The following is a 16,366-nucleotide window of genomic DNA, read 5'->3' on the forward strand; positions in this document are numbered from 1 at the left end:
CTCGGTGTTTATGTACTAGGGGCCCTGTTAGAGCCTCGCGAAAGTGATGTAATCCACTTGGACAGGCTCTGCCGATTCGATCCGAAGTGCACGGTTAATCTGTCCCCGGTGATATTGTCCATGTAAAAGGACCTGCAACAGGATGTCCCGGATGGACGTTCGGAATGGAACCCCGCTCTGGTTCGCATAGTCGATCATCTCGTCCAACTCGGTTTCCTCGAGCCCTTCAATATAGATGCGGTATTGTTCGGCGTTTTCTTCGAACATCGTCCGGATCGCCGTCAGGTCTTCCGCTTCCTGCCACAACGAATATTGCGAGCTGTCCTTGCCTTGCAATCGGGACAGCCAGACTCGTTCCGCGATCGCGACGTGCCGAACCAGCTTCAGAAGGTCCTTGTTCTTCGTCCCGCTCTCCTCAAGCGCGTCCAAGATTCTTTCGTCCGCCCAGATCAGGTGGTCCATCATGCGCTTGATCGTCTTCATTTATTTCTCCATCTCATAGCGGGTCGCGATGATGCCCGACTTGAACGTTCGGCTGGACAGCAGCTTGAGCTTGATTTTCTCGACGCCTTCGAATGCCGATTTTCCGCTGCCCAGGACGACCGGACAAATCGTCAGCAGCAATTCGTCGATCAGGCCGAGCTCAAGCAGCGTCTTCGCAGCCCCCGGGCTGCCGAAGATCACGAGATTTTTGCCAGGCTGCTCCTTGAGCGCCTTGATTTCCTCTGCGATATTGTCCTTGATCAGCATCGTATTGTTCCATTCCGGCTTGTCCATCGTGCCGGAAATGACGATCTTCTTAACATCCTGTATCCATTTAGCATGCTCGATTTCGTGCGCCGTCGAACTCGGATCGTCCAGAACCGTGGGCCAGTAACTCTCCATCATCTGGTACGTCGTACGCCCGTAAACGGGAGAGCCGACTTCAGCTACGACCTCCTCAGCGTATTTCTCTAATTCCTCGTTGTACGGAATCCAACCCAGTCCTCCATTGGAATCCGAAGCATACCCATCCAGCGACACATGCATGAACAATACGAGTTTTCTCATGTCCGTTTTTCCTCCGATTTGGAATTCATCTTGATACCTTCACTATAAATCATTACGATACGTAAGGGTCAAGGGGAAATATGAATTTTATAGCAGACAATAACGTCGTGCTGAACTTGATGTTAGCTGCCTGACACTGCGCGAATATTCATAAACTTCCGGTTGTGATTGCGCCTGCACGCTCGTAATTCACGACAATAACGCCATTCGGGGCGACTTTGCTTTCCGTTACCTTGAATGCCGCCGGGATCGTGCCATCCGCAAACAACCGCTTTCCACTGCCCAGCGTTATAGGATATATCATCAGCCAGAACACATCGACCAAATCATGCTTGATAAGCGTCTGAATGAGATCACCGCTTCCCCAAACGTGCAAATCCGGCCCCTGCTGTTGCTTGATTTGAGCGATTTGTTCCGCAATATCTCCACTTAAAATCACGGACGGCTGCCATTCGCCAAATGTCATGGTGTTAGAGGCGACGTATTTGATTGCCTTGTTGGCCATCGGCCATACGTCCGCGTGTTGCGGCCAATACGGTGCCCAAATTTCATAGGTTTTGCGCCCTAACAACAAATCGAACGGCATGTTCATCTGCCTTCTCAGGAGCGTTCCAACGATCTCGTTGGAATATGGCGCTGACCACCCGCCATATGCAAAACCGTCGCTGATATCTTCGTCTGGCCCGCCGGGGGCTTGTATGACTCCATCAAGGGTTAAATGTTCAAGCACAATAATTTTTCTCATCATTGAGTTCCTCCTCTCATTTATTTAGACGAAATTCGATTGCAAAATTCATCGGTCTAATTGTTCAGGAAGCTCAAATCTGGAATTTGGGCCTCCGTGTAAAATAATATATAAAGAGGAGGGATTCCACATTTTTCTGAAAGTCCTTCTACATTTGCAACTTAACGGAACAGGCTGCCGATTTCTCGGCAGCCTGTTCTCTTTGCTATTGTTCCCCGTTAGCACAATTGCGATAATGCCGTCCTCTTACCCCGTCCCATTCCGCTTGATATCAGCAATCTTAAGCTTCAGAATATGGTAAAAGATGACGAGCAGCAATTGGACGACGATGTATACAGCAAATGAATATCCAAGCGTCCACCGCTTGTATTCATACACGTGAAAGTATACGCCTACCGTTTCGAATCCGGCCGCGAACAAACCCCATACCAAGATGTAGAGCGGAATTCCGAGTCCGCCAATGCTTAACCATTCATACCCGTAGATGAACAAGTAGGCAAAAAGCGGATAAAGCAACCAGGTCAGAGCATCGTCCCAAGTCAGAATCGACTTGACCTGCGTGTCGTACATGTCGAAAGGAGGCACGCCGATGGAATGGTCCATTGCCAGTGGGACGGTGAATCCCATCAACATAGCCAGGAATATTATTGATTTCGGCAGTCGAGGTGGCAGCAAACAAACGAGAACCAAGCCGACCGGGACGGCGATGATAACAAACCAGTCATGATCGGGAAGTAACCGGCCCACGTGTCAATCCATCCTTCCTCATCAGGAATCGCATCGTCCGGACCGCGGCAAAGGCGACGATCGGCAACAACGCTTCTTTCGCCACGAGACCGACCCATCCGAGAGCACCCGACATGCGAATCACATTTTCCAACCCCAGAATCCAAGCCGTCAGCGTAATTGTTCCCACGGCGAGAAAATAACCCAAAAGACCGACCGATTTTCGGGTTACGTGAAAGCCGTCTACAAACCACACAATCGTGATCGGCTCAATCACCTGCATATTCACGATCCGTACTAATCCATTGATAGTACCGTCCGGTACAATGACCAAGTGCCAATTTGTCATTAGCAAAGTCGACACGAAGGAATTAACAGATAATACTGCCATCAATGCCGCGATCCTTTCAAAAAAACAAAGCTTCTTCTCTGTCACGAAGAAAGCAGTTGAATAAAGGATTCCAACGGTGAAATAAACGATAAAAAGCATTAGGTATGACCACCCTCAAGCGGATGTATCCATTATTCCCTTTTTAAGGATGCCATATTCGAAGGGGCGTTGCTCTAAAAAAAGTGGATGCAGCAACTTGAATATGAGTCACGATCCGAACAAGCTTCACCGATGACTCGCTATCGTATATAAGTTCAAAGGAATTGTGATGAGTGGTATATATATTAATACGGGAGCACCATCATTAACTACATAACTTGATCCAACGATCATAAATGGATTCGTCATATGATCATGGATATAGAAATACCTATTCAAAATGACTGTCACGATCTGTTATCACTAACTGCTGATTTTTGAGCAAAAGAAAAACCGCCCAATGTGGCGGTTTATTTTGAACTATCGTACCCGTCCCTCGGTATTAAGGGGTTTTCATGCCAAGACTTTAGCATCTCTTGCGCTTTGTTTGGATCGTCCATAAGCAAAGTCCGATACTCCAGCATTTTGTTAAGGGTGCCCAGCATTTGGTCATACTCTTCCTTTTTGCTCTCGATCTCCTTCTTCTTGCCGCGAATCCAATCGATAATCTGACGGTTCGTTTGGGTGTTGGCGTCGTGATCCCTCAAAACTTCCTTCAGTTCAGCAAGTGAACAGCCGATAGACTGGAACTTCTTAATGAGCTTCAACCGCTCGACAGCCTCTTCCGAATAGTTGCGATAATTGTTGCTTTCCCGCCGGACATGCCGATCATCCAGCAAGCCTTCCTTTTCGTAATAGCGGATCGTATGGATCGTTAATCCCATCTTGTCCGCCAGTTCTTGAATTTTCATACTCATTTCTCCTTGGACAGCTTGCCCTAGAGTTCACTTCATAGTTTATGCTTAACATGTTCAAGCAGTCAACTCATGAAGGAGGATATCATTATGCAGGTTTTTGTTACAGGAGCAACAGGGTACGTCGGTTCCGCTGTCGTCCGAGAACTGATCGGCGCGGGACATACCGTATCGGGTCTTTGCCGTTCCGAAGAGAAAGCCGCGGGACTAAAGGCTGCGGGAGCTGAAGCGGTGTACGGTACGCTGGACGATCTCGATACACTGGGCAGAGCCGCCGCGGCTGCGGATGGCGTGATTCATCTGGCGTTCACTAACGATTTTTCCGACTTTGAAGGCGCGCTGGCTCTGGATTTGCGGGCTGTTGAAGTCATGGGAGCGGCGCTGGAAGGCTCCGGGAAGCCGTTCATTACGACGGCTCACGCAAATGGACATACCGTGGATCAAGCAGTGCTCGCAAAGGCAGAGCAGGGCGTTAGGGCATCGATCATCTCGCTTGCGCCGTCCGTTCACGGCGAAGGCGATAAGGGCTTTGTGCCTATGATGATCAATATCGCCCGGGCGAAGGGCTTCGCAGCCTACATCGGCGACGGAATGAATCGCTGGCCGGCAGTTCACCGCCTGGATGCGGCGGTTCTGTACCGTCTGGCGCTGGAATCCGCCCCGGCGGGCTCGCGGCTGCTAGGCGCCGGCGATGAAGGCATTCCGCTCCATGAGATCGCTGCGGTCATCGGGCGTCAATTGAAAGTGCCGACGGTCGGCATCACGCCTGAAGAAGCCGCCGCCCATTTCGGCTTTCTTGGCACCATAGCGGCATTAGACATCACAAGCTTGTACAACACTCCCCAAGCGAGTCTGGCAACACGGGAGCTTCTGGGTTGGAAACCGATGCAGCCCGGACTGATCGCCGATCTCGAAGAAGGGCATTATTTTGCATAAAAAGAAGGGTGTACCAAACGTCCATAAATGGCTGCTTGGGACACCTCCATATCATTACATTCAGGTTAAGCTACTTAACCAAATTGGATGGCAAAGGGAGCTCTACTTGGCGTTACTCTTTACCCTAAGCTCAAACACACCCGACAAACTGGATTAGCCTGACGTTTTTTGTACTCCTCTCAAACGAAAGGGAGCAGTTGCCTCAGCAACTTGCTCCCTGTTTCATCTTTTGCTTATGATTTTTCGCTCGATTGTGATTTTTATCACATCCGTTGGCACGTTCGCGAATTACTATAGGGGTATGAAACAACTTCGAAACCCGCCAAAACTACCTTACTGGAGGTAATCTCAATGAATATGATGTTTTTGTCGAACCTGCCCCCTGTCCATGGAAGTGTTGCAAAGTTGGCTTCTAAAGGCGGCCAGTTAATCGCGGACTTCATCAGTGCTTACGGGTTCCTCGCCTTCTGTCTGATTTTTGTAGGTGCCTGTCTGATTGTTCCGGGTCTCCTTTACGAAAAGTATTACAAAGTCGGGGACGACGAAACGACCGTTGAAAATAATGATGAGCTCCCACACCAGCCAAGTACGAATCATGCCGCATGAACGGTGACACGAATAAAAAATTGAAATAGCCGCCTGATTCAGGCGGCTATTCACGTCTCGCGATCTTTATTATAACTTGTTATATTCCTCATCCGTTACGGGCTCCAACCATTCCGGCTTGCCTGCGGTGATCGCAATGTGTTCAAACCAGCTGTCTTTCGCAGCGCCATGCCAATGTTTTACGCCGTCGTGGGTGACGATCACATCGCCTGCTTTTAATGGCTGCGCGGGTTTTCCATCTTCTTGGTACCAGCCTTCGCCGCCGGTGACCAACAACAGTTGGAATCCATCCCGATGAATGTGCCAGTTGTTTCTGCAGCCTGGCTCGAACGTCACGTTGCCGACGCCAACGCTCACTTGAGGATCGGCAACCAAGGTTTGAAGGTAGCTTTGACCCACGAAGTATCGTGCAAAGGCTTCATTCTTATCCCCCACCGGGAAAATCACGCCATTTTTAACTTCTTCATGTTTTGCCATTTGAGTTCCTCCCACTTTAATTTTCAGGAATGATTTCATTGACGCAAGCTAATGCGTTCAACGTCCTTGGAAATCCTATATACGGAAGGCAGTGGGTGATGGCAGCGATCAATGTTTCTTTGTCATGTCCCACATTCAGGTTCCCCTGCACATGAGCCCTTACTTGCCCCTCGGCACCTCCAAGCGCACTGATGATGCAAAGCGTCAGCAGCTCCCGCGTTTTCAAATCAAGTCCGCCGCGCGTATAGAAGTCGCCAAAACAGAAAGACGAAAGATAGTACTGGATATGCTTTTGATTGGCCGGTGCACTTGCTCGCATTTTCGGAATGACATCGCCAAAAATCTCCGTCTGCACGGCAAGACCCTTGTCAAAACGGGTTTCTTCGTTCACCTGCTTTTGGCTTTCAAGCGGTATTGCGATGTTGTGGACTTTGAAAACCTCGTTGAGTTCGTTAATGGCGTTCAACGTTTTCGGGAATCCGATGTAGGGAGCACACTGATAAACGGCCTCCTTAATCTCAACCGGATTCAGCCCGACGTTCAGTGCGGCTTGAACGTGCGCCTTGAGCTGGGGCAGCGTCTGATTGACCGTAAGCACGACGAGCGTGATCAATTCGCGTTGCTTATCATCCAAATTGCCTTGGTAAAAAACCTCCCCGAAAATGAATCGGCTCAAGATCTCCTGAAAATCAGGATCGGTCGCGTAGGCGGCCGGCAATCCCTCGCCGAATAGCTGCTTATATTTCCGTTCGCTTCGTTCCACTCTACTCAATGTTTACTCTTCCCCTTTCCCTGCTTCAGATCCTTACCTCTAATCGATATTGATCGATTAATCGACACCTGTAGATAATGATAAACGGAACTCCCACGCAAACAATCGTTAATATCCCGCGATTCGTCGATTACTCGACATATCCTTTGAAACTGTCCATTGTTGAAGAATGGCTGGTACGGCACAAGATGGCGAGAGTGGACAAACCGGGAACGACTTATGTCGGGGGTGGCCGAATGGTGGATTGCGAATGGCATGCCGTATTCGCTGACGCCATGGCCAAACAAGTAGGGGTTTTGTTAGAAAGGGTTGTTTGACGAAAAACGGGCCGCAACAAGGGAAGTTCCATGCCTCCCGCGACCCGTTTGCCATTCTGAATCGTATGGTGCCTACTCAACTTAACGGCTCATAATCGAACCAATCGAAGCGCGCCGGCGCAGGCTGCGCCGATTCGCTGACCCATACATTGCGATTCGTTCCCTCCGTTGGAGTTAATTAGCAAACTAATTATTTATAATGAATTTAAGTTTGTTTGGGTAACCGCTCTAACGTTTCTTAGCAAAATGGTCACGAAACCTAGTACCAAAAACAGGAATCCCACGAAAACGACGTAGGGCGTCCCCATTCCCGAGATCAATAACCCCCCTGCTGCCGTGCCCAAAGTCGTTCCCACGTTACAGGAGGATATAAACATTCCATTCGCGAAATCCGGTGCATCCGGCGCGGAAGACATCATCAAATATTGATTGATATTTCCTCCGATTCCGGCTATTATTCCCCAAATGAAAGTAATGACAGCCACAGGTATACTAAACTGCCCGAACAAGAATAAGAGGATGTATGCTGCTCCCAATACGAACGGAAAAGAAACGACGGATTGGATGGCGCGATCCGTAAGCAGCTTTCCCGCGACTACGTTTCCGATGATATTGGCTCCGCCGAAAATAAACAGCACGACGCTAACGGCACTTGAAGACATCGTCGTAACGGTTTTGAGATACTCCGCAAGATAACTATAGACTCCGAAAACGGCCCCATTTAAAAAGATTACGGCCGCAATGGAAAGCCAAGTCGTCGATCTTCTTAATACGGATACTTGCGCTCCGTAAGATATTCTTTCCTCGACAGGCATAGAGGGAACAAATAGAAGAGTAGCAACGATTACCGCCATATTCACGACGGCAAAGAACGCCATCGCCATTTGCAAAGAGGCTGCGCTGGCCATGAAACTTGCGATCGGTACGCCGATGACCATGCCGGCAGAAACTCCGATAAACACTTTCGAAACGGCTTTCGAAGCTTCCTCCTTGCTCACCGAAGCAGCGGCTGCCGTAAACGCCAATGAACAATACACCGGATGAAAAATGGCGGGTACGACACGAGCGATTAAGGCAACCGTAAAGTTAGGAGCAATTATGGAAACAACGTTCCCCGCAACGAAAACCCCGAGTACGAGTAACATGACCTTTTTCCGATTCATGCCCGAGAACAATAACGGCATTGTTGGACCGGATACGGCAACGGCGATGGCAAAAAGACTCACCAGCCAACCAGCTCGAGTAATACTCACGTCAAAATGCTCCGCGATGGAGGGCAAGATTCCGATTACCCCCATCTCGGTATTCAAAATCCCGAAGACTCCGATGGTTAAGATTAATATCAACAAACGATTTCGTTTAGCCAACCCATTTCAAACCCCATTTCTCTACACGCATTGTTTAATCACCATTCGTCTATTATTATAGGTTCAAGGGGTTTGCTTTCAATGGTTAAAAAACCGCGATTCGTTGATATCTCAACACATCGCTTGAAAATGTTGATTAATCCTGTTAGCCAGGAGTCTTTAACGAAGTCCAAACGGAGCGCAAAACAGCCTCGATCCATGACGATCGAGGCTGTATTGTCGTGATGCATAGACTTCGGTGGTAATGCTATCCTTTCACGGAGCCGGCCAGACCGGACACGAAATACTTCTGGAAAATCAAGTAGACCAGAAGGGTCGGCACGATCGAGATCAACACCCCGGCATTCAACAGCGTATAATCGGTTGCACGCTCTCCCCGGAACGACATGAGGCCGGTCGTAATCGTTTTCATCGTGTCATCGGTAATGAAAATTTGGGCAAGCAAAAACTCATTCCACGTTGCCATGAAATCGAAAATGATCAACGTCGCGATAGCCGGAATGGAAAGGGGAAGAATGATCCGGAAAAACTTGCCGAGATCACCGCACCCGTCGATCAGCGCCGCCTCGTCGAGTTCCTTCGGAATCGTCCGGAAAAATCCGCGAAGGATCAGGATGCCGAACGGTATGCCAAAGCCGACGTAGATGAGGAAGATTCCCGGGTACGTGCTGACCAGATGCGTTTTATTCAGGAAAATATTTAGCGGAACCAATGTCGCTTGCATTGGAACCATCATCCCGACAAGGAAGAAGGCGAACATGCCGTTGCTCCTTTTGAAATTCATGCGGGTGAGGGCGAAAGCAGCCAACGCTTCGATCACGATGCCCAGCGGTACCTTCACAACGCAGATGAACAGCGTGTTCTTCATGTACATGCTCATTTTCCCTTGTTCCCATGCTTTGGCGAAATTGTCCCATCGCAAAGTTTCAGGAAAGGCATAGAAAGGTCTCGTCAGCAATTCCGGTTTCGATTTCAGCGCAGTGAACGCGACAAAAATAACCGGAACGAGAAACAGTACGGCGAGAACGATCAGCAACAAGTATCGAAGCACGTTTGCAACCGGGTGAACCCGCAACGTCTCCATTATCGATCACCCTTTCCACCCGTTACAGGTGCGATTTCTTGGTCGTGTAAAACACATAGGGAATGATGACAATCATCGTTATCACAACCAGGAACAATGAGATGGCGGAGCCTGTGCCGATATTGGCGAACCGGAACGTCTGGTAATACATCCAGGAAGACAGTACCTGCGTGCTCTCCGCAGGGCCGCCGCCGGTCATGCCGTAGATGATGTCGTATACTTTCATGGAGGCGATCATCGTGGTCGCCACGACGATAATCAACGTTTCCCGAAGCAGCGGCCAAGTGATGTATCGGAACGTTTGATATCTCTTCGCGCCGTCGATGATGGCGGCCTCATAGGGATCTTCGGGGATCCCCTGCAGTCCGGCCAGGAAAAGCACCATCGGCTGACCGACGCCCTGCCACAACGCGGCTACGAAAACTGAGTATAGCGCGATTTTCGGTTCGGCAAGCCACGCATGGGTCCATGATTCCAATCCCAGCGCTTCCAGCGTTTTGTTGATGAAACCTTGCGTCGGGTTGTACATCCAAGCCCAGCCGGAAGCGACGACGATGCCCGACAAGACGTAGGGGAAATAGAATACGCCGCGGAACAACGTGCGTCCTCTCATCTTCCGGTTCAACAGCAGCGCCAGGACGAGGCCGATGCCCATGATGAATATAAGCGAACCGATCGTCCAGATCAGGTTGTTTTTCAGCGCCCTCGCGAAGACGGAGTCACTCATGATGAGGTTGGTGAAGTTTTGAAAGCCGACGAACGTTTTGTTCGGCGAAACGCCGTTCCAGCTGTAAAAGCTGAGATAAAACGTGTAGAGGGAAGGGAAAAAGATGACGATTAAATAGATCACCAGAGCCGGAAGCAGAAACAACCAGGGCTTTAACGTCCGGAGTATCATCCGCGTTTCTCCTTTCTAAGGATTGGAGCGGCCCTGCGATGCGGCCGCTCCAACGATCGTGTTATGCATTTGGCGAATCGGTGAACCCGTAAAACCATCGTTATTTTTTGCTCTTGTACGCTTCCGCCGCTTTTTGCATCGCTTCCGCCGCTTGCTGCGGCGTCCATTCATTCAGAGCCACTTTATCCTGCGCTTCGAACAGCTTTTGAGCCACTTCCTGCGGCAGCGCTTGGTCGGTGATCAGGAAACCGCCGTCGTTAGCGCTGTCCAGCATCTCTTTCAAGTGCGGCGTGTTCGGGGACAACGTGACTTTCAGCGTCGCCGGGGACCCGTACTGTTCGATATATTTGTTGACGACGTCAGCGCTGGTCAGATATTCGCCGAACTTAACGGCGGCCGCTTGCTTCGCCGGGTCGGATGCGCCGTTGATCTGGAACATTTCCGCGAATACGGACGCGCGGGACGGCTTCTGGTCATTCGGGAATTTGAATACGCCGAACTTCTTGTTGTCAAAACCTTGACCGGCGATGACGCCGTCGAACCAGGTGCCTTCGTTAATGAGGCCGGCTGTCTCGGTGTAAATCAGGTTCTCCGCTTCGGTCGGGTCCAAAGAAACGTAACCTTTCGGGAAGTAGCCTTTGTCTGTGTATTCCTTCAATTTCTCGAATGTTTTGACGACAGCCGGATCATTCCAGGAAGCCTCGAGGCTGTTCAGCTTATCATGCAATTCCGCGCCGCCGAACGTTTCGATCAATTGCTCGGTCAAACGCATCGTGTGCCATCCGCCTTTGCTGCCGAACGCCATCGGAGTAACGCCGGCGTCTTTCAACGCTTGAAGCTGGCTTTCGAATTCGGCGAACGTGGTCGGAGCTTTCAGGCTCAGCTTCTCGTAAACGCTCTTCGGATACCACATGCCCAGCACGTTCAAGTGAACCGGAATGCCGGACACTTTACCGCCATACGTGGACATGTCGATTGCGGCCTTGTTGTAGATTTCCGACCATTGGTGTTCCTTCGCGGTTTGCGTCAGATCCATCGTCATGCCGTTCTCCGGATAGAAGGAGCCGAGCGTGCCGCCCCAGGTAAACCAAATGTCCGGAAGCGTTTTGGAGCTTGCCGCCACTTTTAGAGCTTCTTTAATCGGATCGACTTCGTATTTCGTCAACTCGACTTTGATATTGGGATTGGCCGCCTCGAAATCGGCGATAGCCGGCTCCACCCATTCCCAACCTTGGTTCAAGGTCCAGAAGGAAATGCTGACCTTCTCGCCGGACGCCGGTTGTGAAGCACTTGCCGAGGAACTCGCCGAATTGTGAGGAGAAGCGCTTTCAGTACTGCTGTTATCTGACTTCGAACCGCATCCGGCGACGATGAGCGCCGCGGCCAACATCATGAGCGTGACGGAATAGAGCTTTTTCATGAATGATATCCCCCTCATCATTTCTTCACTTTTTGAATGCGCAAAGCTTGGTACGCTTTGCCCGGCAGATCGACCCGGCACGTCCCGGCATACTCTCCCGGCAATTTCGTAACCTTCATTTCCCAAGTATCGATGAGATCAACTGTAAACGTGACGCCTTCCGGCAAATTCAGAATCCGGTATCCCGGACGGCTTTCACCGAAGTAAACGAGGTAATACTCTCCGTCTACACCGGCCGACGCAGCATCCCATTCGAAGTCAACAGCCGTTTCTCCAAGCTGCGGCCCCGCTTCCATGATGCTGCGGAGAAATTGGATTCGTGCCGGACTTTCTCCGCGAAGCTTGCCGCCGTGCGACCACCAGATCACGTTTTCCGGATTCAGAAACGTTTCCCCATGGGTCACATAGCCGCCCCTTGCCGCTCCTTCCCAGAAACAGGCCAACATTTTCTGTCCCGTGATGTTGCCCCATCCATGGTTCAAGTCGCCTTCGTAGCGACATTCGTCCACAACGATCGGCTTCCGGTACAACTTGCGCCAATCGGTAACGAAGTGCAAATCGTGATGCTGGATGCTTACGTGAGTGACCCACGGCTTGCCGTGATCGTACCAATGAGCATTGCTGGTGTAATGCAGTCCCGGATGATGCCAGTTGTGGATGGATCTCAAATGCTGATTGGCGTCGTTTTCCTGGATGACCCGGAAGAAGCGGTCCCAATCTTGCATCGTCTTGGCATGCATCAAATCGAATTCATTCGCGAGCGACCACCAAACGTTGCGGAAGGAGGACAATCTCGCCATCAAGTATCGCAAGTAGCGGTCGTCTTCCTCGGCGCTCATCTTGGCGAATCCCCAACGGTCGTAAGGATGAAACAAAATGAGATCCGCTTCGATGCCGAGCCCTTGCAGCGCTTCAATCTGACTTTCCAGCTTGCGCCAGTAAGACGGATCGAACCTTGAGAAGTCGAATCCCTGCGCCAGGGATCCCTCGAATGGAAAGCGCTCCGGTTCTGCGTGGTTATAATCGTAATGCTTCGGAAATACGCACATACGAATCTTGTTGAAAGCAGATTTGCTTAAACTCTGCAGGGTTTGTTCCTGCAGTTGCTCCGGTTGATGGTTCCACACATAACTGGTTGTCCCAAACGGATGGAACGGCGTTCCGTCTGCATACGCGAAGTGATGGATGCGATCCACTCCGACGGGCCCGTGATTTCTTGCCGAAGGCTCCGTGCAGATCAGCGAGCCGCGTATTCCGGCGAGTTCCGGCATGTTGCTATCGGTTTCAAATGTCCATTCGCCGGTCGTATCCGGCATGAACCTTATGACGTAATGCCCGTCTCCGTCATAGAAACCTGACACATCCACGGTGCGGTTTCCATAGCGGAACTTTGCCGAGAATCGGACATCGGCATAGGGATTGCCGCCGCTTGGCCCGCTTGTCCGGAGCTCGAATCTGCCCCAGCGTTCGGTTTCGATGTTATGAGCCATTTCTCGCCCCCTCCTTTGATTTCATTGTATAGAGGCGGCTCCCTGATTCGTAGAAGCTTAAACGGCACTTTCGTTTCGTTATTTCACTTGTATAAATGTCTTATGAGCAGAATCGACCGTCCGGATAGACGATCGATGACAATTCCTATGTTTTTTTGATCAGCGGTTGCGATACTCCAGCGGGGTCAACCCGACTCTTTCCTTAAACAGCTTGCTGAAATAATGCGGATTCGAATAACCGATATCGGCGGCGATTTCGTAGACTTTGCGGTTCGTCGCTCGAAGCAGCTTCTGCGCATACTCCAGTTTGTTGCGGATGATGTAATCGCTGAAATTCTCTCCGATTTCCTTATAGAACACACGGCTTAAATAGCCGGAACTGACGTGAATGGCCGCAGCCACTTTGGCCAGCGTAATGTCCTCGAGCAAATGCTTGTCAACGAACTCTTTGGATTTTCGCACGATGAGATTATCGCTCTGCTCGTTCAGCGGCGACCGGAGCAAGGCCTGAATGTACGCTTCCGGCAACTCCTCGAGCCGGCGGTACATGGGACTGGCGGAGTATAACAAGGCAACATTCAGCAACTGCAGCACTTTCTCCCGCAAATTTTCCAAATATTTCTCCGTGTCGGCTTGTACAGCCCTCTTTTCCGAATCGACCGGTGCAATCCAGATGATTTCTTTGTGATCACGGTGAAAGACAAGCCCGCCCCAATCCTTCGAGATATATTCCTGGATCAGATATAGAATGGACAGAAACCGGAGGTGGCCGCCATCCGGCTCGTCCTGCACCGCGTCATCCCGCTTGCGAAATGAGATTAACCGGTAACCGTCAGGCGAAGCCGCATGTTCCAGTTCGGGAGTATACGGGGCATTCGGAAACGTGTAGCTGTCGAGAAGCGACAAAAAGTATTCGTTTTTTTGTGTTTCGTTCAAGTGCGGCTTCGATTTTTCATGCACCGATTGGGATTGCCCGAGAATCTCAATGACCTTGCGCAGCACGCCCGACACTTCGTCTTCATCCATGGTGGGCTTGTGCAAATAATCGACGGCTCCGATGCGAAGTGCCTCTTTGGCATACGAAAAATTGTCGTAACTGCTAAGAAAAATGATCTGAACGGCCGGCTTGCGCGACTTGATTTGTTTGGCCAATTCCAACCCGTCCATCCCGGGCATCCGGATATCGGTCATCACGATATGAATGTCATCGGCGTCGAGGAGCCGAAGCGCCTCCTCTCCGTTGGATGCCTCGGCTTTCCAACGAATGCCGAACTGCTCCCACTCGATCATATAGCGAAGGCCGACTCTCACGATCGACTCATCTTCAACCGCCAACAGATTCCACATTCGCGTCACCCTCCGTTTCCAATATGCGGTAAGGCATCGTAACCCGGGCATGGGTCCGGTCATTCCGGCGTTTGACGGATAACCCGTATTCCTCCCCAAAGCGCAGCTGAATGCGCTCCTGTACGTTTCGCAGTCCGATATGGAAGGAATTCGAATCCTCTTCGGGTCGAACTTTCAAATCCAAAGCATTCCCGTTAAAACCTGCACCATCATCCACGATATCGATGCTCAGAGAATCGTTTGCAAGCTCGCGCCTTGCCGTGACGACGATTTTCAGTTTGCGGGCGAGACCCTTCCCTCCGTGGAAGATCGCGTTCTCGAGCAACGGCTGCAGCAGCATCGGAGGGACGGAGGCATTAAGCAGTGTCGCCGGGATGTCCCACTCCACGTCAAACACGTTCGTATAGCGAAGGTCCATGAGGAGCGTATAATCCCGAAGCAGCCGAATCTCGTCCTCAAGCGAAACCAGTTCGGCGTCCAACTTCATGTTGGCTCTCAGCAGCTTATTGAGGGATTGAATCAGTTTGGCGATTTGATTGGACTGCTGCAGGATGGCCAGCATCCGGATGGAGTTCAGCGTGTTGTACAAAAAGTGCGGTTGAATGCGCGCCCGCAGCGCGTACAGCTCCGCATGCCGCTTCTGCCTTTCCTTGTCGGCGATCGATTGAATCAGCTCCTGCAGTCGGCCCACCATTCTACCGTAGCTTTTCTCCAGCAGGCCGATCTCGTCTTCCCTGACGGTTCTAGGGAAATTAAAGTGGCCCAGTTCCACTTCGCGCATGGAGCGGATCAGCTTGGAGATCGGCTGCGACAAGTTGCGGGCGAGCAGCCAGGAAAGCAAGGCGGCAACGATCATGAGTGCGGCCGCGATGACAATCGTATAATCCCGAATGGAGCGGCTTGCCTTCAGCATTTCGTCGCGGTTGATGCCCAGATAGATGTCCCATCCCAAGTAACTGCTTTCTTGAAACACGCCGCTGTAGGTGACGTTTTCGCCTCCTTCATTCACTTTGGTCTCCCAGGCACCTTTGTTATCATTCGTTGCGATCGACTTCAGATTTTCCGCAATGAAGTGATGGGAGGCGTAAATCAGGTTCCCTTCCTTGTCCTTCACCACAACCTGGGCGGTGGGCAGCTCCAGGGATTGGACGAGCTTGGGAATGAATTCCGGAGAAATGAAAATCGCGATGACGCCAAGCGGGTGATAGTCCTCGTCCATCAGCATGCGAGATCCGATGATCGATCTAAACGACGCACCCTTGAAAGCATCGATATCCTGAATGCCGGTAATGACGAATCCGCCCTTGCGCTCCACGACATGCCGATACCAATCGCTCGACTTCGCATTGGACTGCGGATTAAGGGTAGGGGGGGCGGCTATTCTATAACCGTTTACAGTACCGTTCATGCCGTAGATCATTAATCCGCCGATGGACGAATTAATCGAAGGGTAAGCGCTCATCAGCCGCGCCATTGTCCGCTGCGCCTGGATTTCAGCCGTCCCCCATTGATCCTCGGAAACGGCTGGCTTGTTTAAAAATTGAAAGATGTCCGGCAAATAATAGGGCAAAATCGTAAATCGGTCGAAGTCTCCGATTTGCCGTTCGATGGATGTGCTCAATTGGTCCAGGATGACACTCAGATCCTGCTCCGTCTGTTTGTGATAGGTACCGGACGATTTCTGGTAAGCGATCCCGCCGATTAACAAAGCGGGTATACTGCTCAAAAGAATGAACAGAATGAGTAATTTGGTGCGAAAAAGGCTGTTTTTCCAGCCTGGCATACGAGCACCTCCCTGGAAACGACTCATAACGCAAAAATCCCAATCCGGCGGACCGGCCGCTGCG

17 protein-coding genes are annotated in these 16,366 nt (G+C 50.9%); 2 read left to right on the top strand and 15 right to left on the bottom strand.

The window, feature by feature from the left end; genetic code table 11:
• Positions 1-27 precede the first annotated feature (27 nt).
• From EAV92_RS10925 to EAV92_RS10950, 6 genes are all read right to left on the bottom strand, one after another.
• Positions 28-483 (bottom strand): DinB family protein, encoded by a 456-nt coding sequence (locus tag EAV92_RS10925; protein WP_123041114.1) that lies wholly within the window; start codon positions 481-483, stop codon positions 28-30.
• A complete protein-coding gene (locus tag EAV92_RS10930; RefSeq protein ID WP_123041115.1) occupies positions 484-1,050 on the bottom strand; it encodes a dihydrofolate reductase family protein in 567 nt (188 codons plus the stop codon).
• 148 nt (positions 1,051-1,198) lie between these two features.
• Positions 1,199-1,798, bottom strand: a complete 600-nt coding sequence (locus tag EAV92_RS10935) for a dihydrofolate reductase family protein (RefSeq protein ID WP_241158506.1) — start codon at positions 1,796-1,798, stop codon at positions 1,199-1,201.
• Between the two features lie 243 nt (positions 1,799-2,041).
• Complete coding sequence (locus EAV92_RS10940; protein ID WP_164472729.1) at positions 2,042-2,542, bottom strand: hypothetical protein; 501 nt, start codon at positions 2,540-2,542, stop codon at positions 2,042-2,044.
• Complete coding sequence (locus tag EAV92_RS10945) at positions 2,517-3,011, bottom strand: hypothetical protein (RefSeq protein WP_123041117.1); 495 nt, start codon at positions 3,009-3,011, stop codon at positions 2,517-2,519. The genes EAV92_RS10940 and EAV92_RS10945 overlap by 26 nt, the downstream gene beginning before the upstream one ends.
• Before the next feature lie 350 nt (positions 3,012-3,361).
• A complete protein-coding gene (locus EAV92_RS10950; protein WP_123041118.1) occupies positions 3,362-3,802 on the bottom strand; it encodes a MerR family transcriptional regulator in 441 nt (146 codons plus the stop codon).
• A gap of 93 nt (positions 3,803-3,895) precedes the next feature.
• Between EAV92_RS10950 and EAV92_RS10955 the strand changes: the two genes are divergently transcribed.
• Both EAV92_RS10955 and EAV92_RS10960 read left to right on the top strand, forming a co-directional pair.
• Positions 3,896-4,741 carry an SDR family oxidoreductase gene (locus tag EAV92_RS10955; RefSeq protein ID WP_123041119.1) on the top strand — a complete coding sequence of 282 codons (846 nt, stop codon included), beginning with the start codon at positions 3,896-3,898 and terminating at the stop codon, positions 4,739-4,741.
• A gap of 351 nt (positions 4,742-5,092) precedes the next feature.
• Positions 5,093-5,347 carry a hypothetical protein gene (locus EAV92_RS10960; RefSeq protein ID WP_123041120.1) on the top strand — a complete coding sequence of 85 codons (255 nt, stop codon included), beginning with the start codon at positions 5,093-5,095 and terminating at the stop codon, positions 5,345-5,347.
• A 69-nt stretch (positions 5,348-5,416) separates the two neighbouring features.
• Here the strand turns inward: EAV92_RS10960 and EAV92_RS10965 are convergent, their stop codons facing one another.
• The 9 genes from EAV92_RS10965 to EAV92_RS11005 form a co-directional block, all read right to left on the bottom strand.
• Positions 5,417-5,824: a cupin domain-containing protein gene (locus EAV92_RS10965; protein ID WP_123041121.1), complete on the bottom strand. Its 408-nt coding sequence runs from the start codon at positions 5,822-5,824 to the stop codon at positions 5,417-5,419.
• Between the two features lie 16 nt (positions 5,825-5,840).
• Positions 5,841-6,587: a carboxymuconolactone decarboxylase family protein gene (locus tag EAV92_RS10970; RefSeq protein WP_241158553.1), complete on the bottom strand. Its 747-nt coding sequence runs from the start codon at positions 6,585-6,587 to the stop codon at positions 5,841-5,843.
• Between the two features lie 520 nt (positions 6,588-7,107).
• Positions 7,108-8,280, bottom strand: a complete 1,173-nt coding sequence (locus tag EAV92_RS10975; RefSeq protein WP_123041123.1) for an MFS transporter — start codon at positions 8,278-8,280, stop codon at positions 7,108-7,110.
• Positions 8,281-8,527: 247 nt separating this feature from the next.
• Positions 8,528-9,364, bottom strand: coding sequence for a carbohydrate ABC transporter permease (locus tag EAV92_RS10980; protein WP_123041124.1), 837 nt, complete (start codon positions 9,362-9,364; stop codon positions 8,528-8,530).
• Between the two features lie 22 nt (positions 9,365-9,386).
• Positions 9,387-10,262, bottom strand: coding sequence for a carbohydrate ABC transporter permease (locus EAV92_RS10985; RefSeq protein ID WP_123041125.1), 876 nt, complete (start codon positions 10,260-10,262; stop codon positions 9,387-9,389).
• Positions 10,263-10,362: 100 nt separating this feature from the next.
• Positions 10,363-11,682, bottom strand: a complete 1,320-nt coding sequence (locus tag EAV92_RS10990; RefSeq protein WP_123041126.1) for an ABC transporter substrate-binding protein — start codon at positions 11,680-11,682, stop codon at positions 10,363-10,365.
• A gap of 17 nt (positions 11,683-11,699) precedes the next feature.
• Positions 11,700-13,172 carry a DUF5605 domain-containing protein gene (locus tag EAV92_RS10995; protein WP_123041127.1) on the bottom strand — a complete coding sequence of 491 codons (1,473 nt, stop codon included), beginning with the start codon at positions 13,170-13,172 and terminating at the stop codon, positions 11,700-11,702.
• A gap of 159 nt (positions 13,173-13,331) precedes the next feature.
• Positions 13,332-14,519: a response regulator transcription factor gene (locus EAV92_RS11000; RefSeq protein WP_123041128.1), complete on the bottom strand. Its 1,188-nt coding sequence runs from the start codon at positions 14,517-14,519 to the stop codon at positions 13,332-13,334.
• Positions 14,497-16,302: a sensor histidine kinase gene (locus tag EAV92_RS11005; protein ID WP_123041129.1), complete on the bottom strand. Its 1,806-nt coding sequence runs from the start codon at positions 16,300-16,302 to the stop codon at positions 14,497-14,499. The genes EAV92_RS11000 and EAV92_RS11005 overlap by 23 nt, the downstream gene beginning before the upstream one ends.
• Between the last annotated feature and the right edge of the window lie 64 nt (positions 16,303-16,366).

Origin of the sequence: Cohnella candidum, assembly GCF_003713065.1 — a bacterium.
Classification (GTDB): Bacteria; Bacillota; Bacilli; order Paenibacillales; family Paenibacillaceae; genus Cohnella; species Cohnella candidum.